The sequence below is a fragment of the Frankia sp. CeCAU1 genome (genome assembly GCF_977971845.1).
Genome location: NZ_CDWWXA010000206.1, coordinates 1 through 6017, shown reverse-complemented (window position 1 = coordinate 6017; position 6017 = coordinate 1). Strand labels below are relative to the sequence as shown.

Here is a 6017-nt window from a genome sequence, read left to right as displayed (position 1 = left end):
GGGCGGGGCTGCGAACGGGGCGGCGGCCGGTCGTAACATGTGGACCAGACCGACCGTGCGTCGGATCCCGTCCGAAGGATGGTTCCCGTGGGTGACATCGGCGCTCCCGAACTGATCATCATCATCCTGGTCGTCGTCGTCCTGTTCGGCTCGAAGCGGCTGCCCGACGCCGCCCGTTCCCTGGGCCGCTCCCTGCGGATCTTCAAGTCCGAGATCAAGGGCCTGCACGACGACGAGGCGCCGGCCCCTACCGCGGCCGTTGCCGCGGCGCCCACCCAGGTCACCGGCCCCGCGCCCGCCGCACCCCACACTCCGCCGTCGGCCGAGCCGGCCACGCCGGCCACGGGTGGATCCGGGAACCGGTCCGCCGAGGCCCGCTGAGCGTTTCCCGCGGCGAGGCCGGGCGAGTCGCGGCGGACCAGGGTGGATCTCGATGCCCCAGGATGCCCGGACGCCCCGGCGGTGAACGACGAGACCACCAGGCCGATCGCCGGCCCCCGTGCGTTACCGGCCGGCTCCGCCGGCGCGGCACGGCCGCCGGTGCCGGTCCTGGCGCCGGGCACCGATGGGCAGCTCACCGCCGATCTGCTTGCTCGGGTAGGGGACTACGCCCGCGCCGCGCGTTCCACGGCGACCTGGCGGGCCTACGACAGTGACCTGCGTCAGTTCCGGGCCTGGTGTGAACGTCAGACGGTGCCGCTGTGCCCGCTGCCGGCGACCCCGGCGACGGTCGCGGGTTACCTCGCCACGCTCGCCGACGCCGGGTACAAGCCCTCGACGATCCGCCGCCGGCTCGCCGCGATCTCCGTCTCCCACCAGCTCGGTCGCCATCCCAACCCGGCGAGCGCACCGGAGGTCTGCGCCGTCTGGGACGGTATCCGCCGCACCCGCGGGGTCCGCCCGAACCGCAAGGCCGCGCTGGACACCTCCCTGCTGGCCCGGGTCGTCGCCGGGCTGCGCGACGACGACCTCGCCGACGTCCGCGACCGGGCCCTGCTGCTGATCGGATTCGCCGGCTGCCTGCGCCGCTCCGAACTCGTCGGCCTCGACGTCGCCGACCTGCTGGAGACCCCCGACGGAGTCGTCCTGACGATCCGGGCGTCGAAGACCGACCAGGAGGCCGCCGGTGCCCTGGTCGGCGTCGCCTACGGCTCCTACCGGCCGACCTGCCCGGTGCGGGCCTGGCGGGCCTGGGTGGACGCCGCCGCGCTGACCGACGGGCCGGCGTTCCGCGCGGTCAACCGGCACGGGCAGGTCGCGCCGGGGCGGCTCTACCCGGGCTCGGTGGCCCGAATCGTGCAGCGCCGGGTGGCCGCCGCCGGACTCGACCCGGCCGACTTCGCCGGGCATTCGCTGCGCTCCGGGTTCGCCACCGCCGCCGCCCGCGCCGGTGTCGCCGACCGGTCGATCATGCGCCAGGGCCGGTGGCGCTCCTCAGCGTCGCTCGACGGCTACGTCCGCGCCGGACGGCTGTTCGACCGCGACAACCCCTCCGGCCGCGTCGGGCTGTGAACCCGACCGGCCTGGACCGAACCCGACCGGCCTGGGATCCGGCGTGGACGGGACCGCGCACGCGGCGTCCCCGGCATGCAGGTGCGGGTCGGGCCGGTGCGCGAGGTGGCCTTCGCCCCGGACAGCCGACTGCTGGCCACCGCCGGCGAAGCGGTGCGCGTTCAGGCGTCGCCGAGATCCTGTCCAAGGGGGAGATGGCGGTAGACGGTGGTCCGTCCGCGTCGGGTGAGCGCGGCCACCAGGTCGATCGGCACTCCGCCGGCGCGGGCGGCGCGGGCGGCCTCCCACATTCTTTCCTCCGCCTCGCAGGCAGCGTCGACCGAGGCGGACAGGGCGGCCATGAGCTCATGGTGAGCCTGCGTCCTCGGCGTCCACGGCGGGCGGGGCATCCACCCACCTTATGGGCGTACCAGATTGACATGCAAACACGTGGAAGATTAGCGTCTCAGACAGGTATGCGAACTGGGAATGTGATGCGTCTGTCGCGGCATTGCCGCATTCTGGCCCTACCCGAGCATCCGAAGGGACCTCATGATGGCCAGATACACCTGCACGTACTGCGGTATCACCTCGGACCGGGTCGCCACCAAGGCCGAGGCGTCCCATCTGCTCGCCACCCACATGCAGGTCCGCCACGGCGGGCTGGGCCGCGGCCCCCAACCGGCCGCCATCCCGCGGACCGGTTCACGTCGCGTCCGGCGCCGCTGACAGTCCCGCACCGCCCTTCGTCCCGCTCGCCCACGGATCCGGGGCCGGGGCACCGGCGGCGGCCGGTAGTGCTCAGGCGGCCGGCGACGGAGCGGCCAGTCCGATCAGCCGGTGCACACGCAACGGGACGGGCCTGCCCTGCACGACGAGGGGATCCGCCTCGCTCGCGGTGACGCTGTCCCGGACGAGATGATAAGTGGTGCCGCCGATGAAGATCTCGCCGGCGGGCGCGGCGTGTTCCAACCGGGAGGCGACGTTCACCGGGTCGCCACTGACGCCACCGGCACTCACGCCGCCACCGGCGACGGTGACCTCGCCGGTGTTGATCCCGATCCGCACGCGCAGCCTCAGGTCCCGGTTGTGGTGCCGTTCGGTGTCGAGCGCCTCCGTCGCGGCCCGAATCTCAAGGGCGGCGTGGACGGCGCGCAGCGCGTCGTCCCCGTGCGGCTCGGGAACGACGAACACCGCGAACGCGGCGTCCCCGATGAATCTCTCGACCGAGCCGCCATGCGTGGAGACGATGGTGCGCACGAGGGTGAACGCCCGCCGCAGGACCTCCTGCAACGATTCCGGGTCGATTCCTCTGCCGATGTCGGTGGTCCCGGTGATGCCCACGAACATGCTCGTGGCGGTGATGCAGGCGTCCCGTTCCGGGTCCTGCCGGATGTCGCCGGTATCCTCGCGTGCCATGGTCCCATCCTGACGCGCCATCCCGCCGGTGAAGACGTGATTTCCGCGCCGTGACCCGACCGGGGGATCGGACCCGGCGCCGGCGACGACTGGTCTGCCGGTCAGCGGCGGCGTGGGGAACGCGGCGACCGAGGGGAACGCGGCGACCGAGGGGAACGCGGCGACCGAGGAGAACTCGCCGACCGCCGCGGCCGGGCCGCGCTGGGCGACGACGAGGGGATCGGCACCGTCCCGGGCCCGGGGCCCGAGCCCGCCACGGGGTGCGTTCTGGGGTCCGGCCGCGTCGGGTCCGCCGTGCGCGTCCAGTGCACGGGGCGGGTCAGAGCCGGGGGCAGCGCCGTGGTGGCGTCCCCGCGGGCGGCGTCGAGCTGGGCCTGAACGACGAACAGGGCGCCGTGCAGGTTGGCGCCGTGCAGGTCGGTGTCGCGCAGGTCAGCGCCGAGCAGGTCGGCGCCGCGCAGATCCGCCCCCCGCAGATCCGCGCCGATCAGGAGGGTTCCCTGCAGCGCCGCGCCGCGCAGATCCGCCCCGGCGAGGTTCGCGCCGAGCAGGTCGGCGCCGCGGGGGCGCCGCCGGGGACGCCTGTTCCCGGCACCGCCCGGCAGCTCGGCGCGGACCAGGTCGCTGGCCTGCAGCAACAGCAGATGGACCGCCTGACGCAGCGCGGGGACGTCCACGGCGAGCAGCGTGTCGGCGTCGGCGCAGGTCAGCAGCATGGTGCGGGCGCGGGCGTCATGCAGCTCGGCGTGCAGCGGGGCGGCGGCGGGCCGGCTCAGCGCCTCGCTCAGATACCACAGCAGCTCGTGCAGCGTCCGCATGACCGCGAAGACATCGAACATCTGCCGGGCACTGTCCGGGGCCGCCCGCCAGTCCCGCCCGCCGTAGGTGACCTGGCAGACCTGCTGCCCGGCGCCGAAGCAGTCATACACGGCGCAGCCGCGGAACCCCCGCGGCCGCAGCTGCTCGTGGACGGCACAGCGGAAGCCCGCGTTCAGGTTGGGGCAGGCCGTGCCGGCGGGTTTGTCAATCGCGAAGTCCACCGAGGCGGAGAACGCCGGTGCCACGCAGCACAGCGCGAAACAGCGCCCGCAGTCGGCACGCAGCCGGCCGCGGGCGTCCCCGGTGATTCCCGCGGCGGGATCGGGATCGTCGGGCAAGGTGTGTGCCCTTCTGAACGTCGACGGGAGACATCATTCTGACAGACGCGACCGCGGAGGATGACGTCGCCACCCCCGTGTCCACCGGCCTCGGGCTGGCCGGGATACCAGTTCGCCCGCGATCCTCGCCCACGATTCTCGCCCACGACCAGCGCCGGTTCAACGAGCACAGGGCGTCTGGTCAGCGGTCAGCGGTCAGCGGTCATCTGGGTGGGAGGGAGGGTCGTCTCGACGTCCTGGTCGTCGAGACGACGTACTGGTCGCCGACGGATATGTCATGCTGACAGACGCGACAGCAGGGGGAGGAAGCCGGTGCGAGTCCGGCGCGGTCCCGCCACTGTCACCGGGAAGCGCACCCTTCCTGGGCAGGCTCGCCGACGAGGAGGCGGGCGTGCCCGGCGATCGCCCGACCAGGGGTCCGGAGAGGAACCCCGAGCCGCCCCGGCGGGGCGACGGGCCACGGCCGCAGCGGCGGCTGGAAGGCCGAAGGTGCGCGTCGATCCGGGAGCCAGGATACTCCGGCCGTCGCCGTGATGACCATGGGCGAGGACCCTGGGAGGACCCCGGCATGCCCGTACCACTGCCACATCGACCACATCGACCATCCCGGCCGCACGCGCCGCATCGGCATCCGTGGTATCCGTCCTGTCGATCCTGTCGATCCTGTCAGCCGCAGCCGGTGCACACGACGCACCGGCGGCACCCGCTTGCCTCGACGGCGTCGACACCGTGGTGAGCTTCCCCCTGTCGGCGGTGGTCGGCATGGACGACCTGCGCCTGGCCCTGCTGCTCAACGCGGTCTCCCCCACGCTGGGCGGAATCCTCGTGCGTGGGGAGAAGGGCACCGCCAAGTCCACCGCCGTGCGCGGCCTGGCCGCCCTGCTGCCCCCGGTGACGGTCATGGAGGGCTGCCGGTTCTCCTGCGCGCCCGACGCGCCGTTACCGGACTGCCCCGACGGCCCGCATCCCGCGCCGTCGCCGTCACTGACCCGTCCGGCCCGGCTGGTGGAACTACCCGTGGGCGCCTCCGAAGACCGGCTAACCGGTTCCCTCGACCTGGACCGGGCGTTGGCCGACGGGGTCAGCGTCCTGCGCCCGGGTCTGCTCGCCGCCGCCCACCGCGGGCTGCTCTACGTCGACGAGGTCAACCTGCTGGGGGACCATCTCGTTGACCTGCTTCTCGACGCCGCCGCCTCCGGGGTCGCCCACGTCGAACGCGACGGGGTGTCGGTGCGCCATCCGGCGGTGTTCCTGCTGGTCGGGACGATGAACCCGGAGGAGGGCGAGCTGCGTCCGCAGCTGCTCGACCGGTTCGGGCTGACCGTGCACGTCGCGGCCAGCCGTGACCCGGCGGTGCGCGCGGAGGTCGTCCGCCGCCGGCTGGCGTTCGAAGCCGACCCGGCCGGGTTCGCCGCGACCTGGGCGGACGCGGAGGCGGAACTCGCGGCCCGGGTCGTCGCCGCCCGCGGCCGGCTCGGCACGGTCCGGCTCACCGACGCGGCGCTGCGGGCCGTCACCGCCATCTGCGCCGGCTGCGACGTCGACGGCATGCGCGCCGACGTGGTGCTGGCCAAGACCGCGATGGCACTCGCCGCGTGGGCGGGGCGCGCCACGGTGCTCGCCGCCGACATCCGTACCGGTGCCCGTCTCGCGCTACCGCATCGCCGCCGCCGCGGCCCGTTCGACGCCCCCGGAATGGACGACGAGACCCTCGACGCCGTCCTCGACGAGGCCCTGGCCGCTCTCGACGAGCGCGTCGGGGCCGAACCCGAGGCCGGCGAATGTGAAGCCGGCGGATCCGGTGCCGGGGAATCCGGGGTACCGGTGAACGATGCACGCCCCGATGACGACCCGCCCGGCGGCGGCGGTTCGGGGGGCGCGCCCCGTGGTGACGGCGGTTCCCACGGCGGCGACGGTGCGGGGGACGGGAACCGCGGTGCGGGGAACGGC

The 6017-nt window shown here is 74.0% G+C and carries 7 protein-coding genes; 4 read left to right on the top strand and 3 right to left on the bottom strand.

The annotated features are described in order from the left end of the window. Nucleotides 1-87: 87 nt before the first annotated feature. Together tatA and AC08OO_RS22170 are read left to right on the top strand one after the other, a co-directional pair. Entirely contained in the window at nucleotides 88-381 is a 294-nt protein-coding gene (gene tatA, locus AC08OO_RS22175) for a Sec-independent protein translocase subunit TatA (protein WP_476611612.1), read from the top strand. 81 nt (nucleotides 382-462) lie between these two features. Further along, entirely contained in the window at nucleotides 463-1512 is a 1050-nt protein-coding gene (locus AC08OO_RS22170; RefSeq protein ID WP_476611611.1) for a site-specific integrase, read from the top strand. A 161-nt stretch (nucleotides 1513-1673) separates the two neighbouring features. Here the strand turns inward: AC08OO_RS22170 and AC08OO_RS22165 are convergent, their stop codons facing one another. Further along, entirely contained in the window at nucleotides 1674-1901 is a 228-nt protein-coding gene (locus AC08OO_RS22165) for a hypothetical protein (RefSeq protein ID WP_011436717.1), read from the bottom strand. A 142-nt stretch (nucleotides 1902-2043) separates the two neighbouring features. Here AC08OO_RS22165 and AC08OO_RS22160 point away from each other — a divergent pair, with 142 nt between their 5' ends. Continuing rightward, on the top strand, nucleotides 2044-2220 hold the full coding sequence (locus AC08OO_RS22160) for a hypothetical protein (protein ID WP_023841343.1): 177 nt from the start codon (nucleotides 2044-2046) through the stop codon (nucleotides 2218-2220). Between the two features lie 72 nt (nucleotides 2221-2292). Here AC08OO_RS22160 and AC08OO_RS22155 read toward each other — a convergent pair whose 3' ends face one another. Beyond that, nucleotides 2293-2910 carry an adenylate/guanylate cyclase domain-containing protein gene (locus AC08OO_RS22155; protein ID WP_476611610.1) on the bottom strand — a complete coding sequence of 206 codons (618 nt, stop codon included), beginning with the start codon at nucleotides 2908-2910 and terminating at the stop codon, nucleotides 2293-2295. 101 nt (nucleotides 2911-3011) lie between these two features. After that, a complete protein-coding gene (locus AC08OO_RS22150) occupies nucleotides 3012-4067 on the bottom strand; it encodes a pentapeptide repeat-containing protein (RefSeq protein WP_476619020.1) in 1056 nt (351 codons plus the stop codon). A 729-nt stretch (nucleotides 4068-4796) separates the two neighbouring features. Between AC08OO_RS22150 and AC08OO_RS22145 the strand changes: the two genes are divergently transcribed. After that, nucleotides 4797-6017, top strand: a 1221-nt coding sequence (locus tag AC08OO_RS22145) for a magnesium chelatase ATPase subunit I (RefSeq protein ID WP_476619021.1), incomplete at its 3' end; no start/stop codon positions are given.

Bases quoted from the DNA above. Each gene is read 5' to 3' on its own strand.
- AC08OO_RS22165 (WP_011436717.1), bottom strand. From the start codon at position 1,901: ATGCCCCGCCCGCCGTGGACGCCGAGGACGCAGGCTCACCATGAGCTC.
- AC08OO_RS22155 (WP_476611610.1), bottom strand. From the start codon at position 2,910: ATGGCACGCGAGGATACCGGCGACATCCGGCAGGACCCGGAACGGGAC.
- AC08OO_RS22160 (WP_023841343.1), top strand. From the start codon at position 2,044: ATGATGGCCAGATACACCTGCACGTACTGCGGTATCACCTCGGACCGG.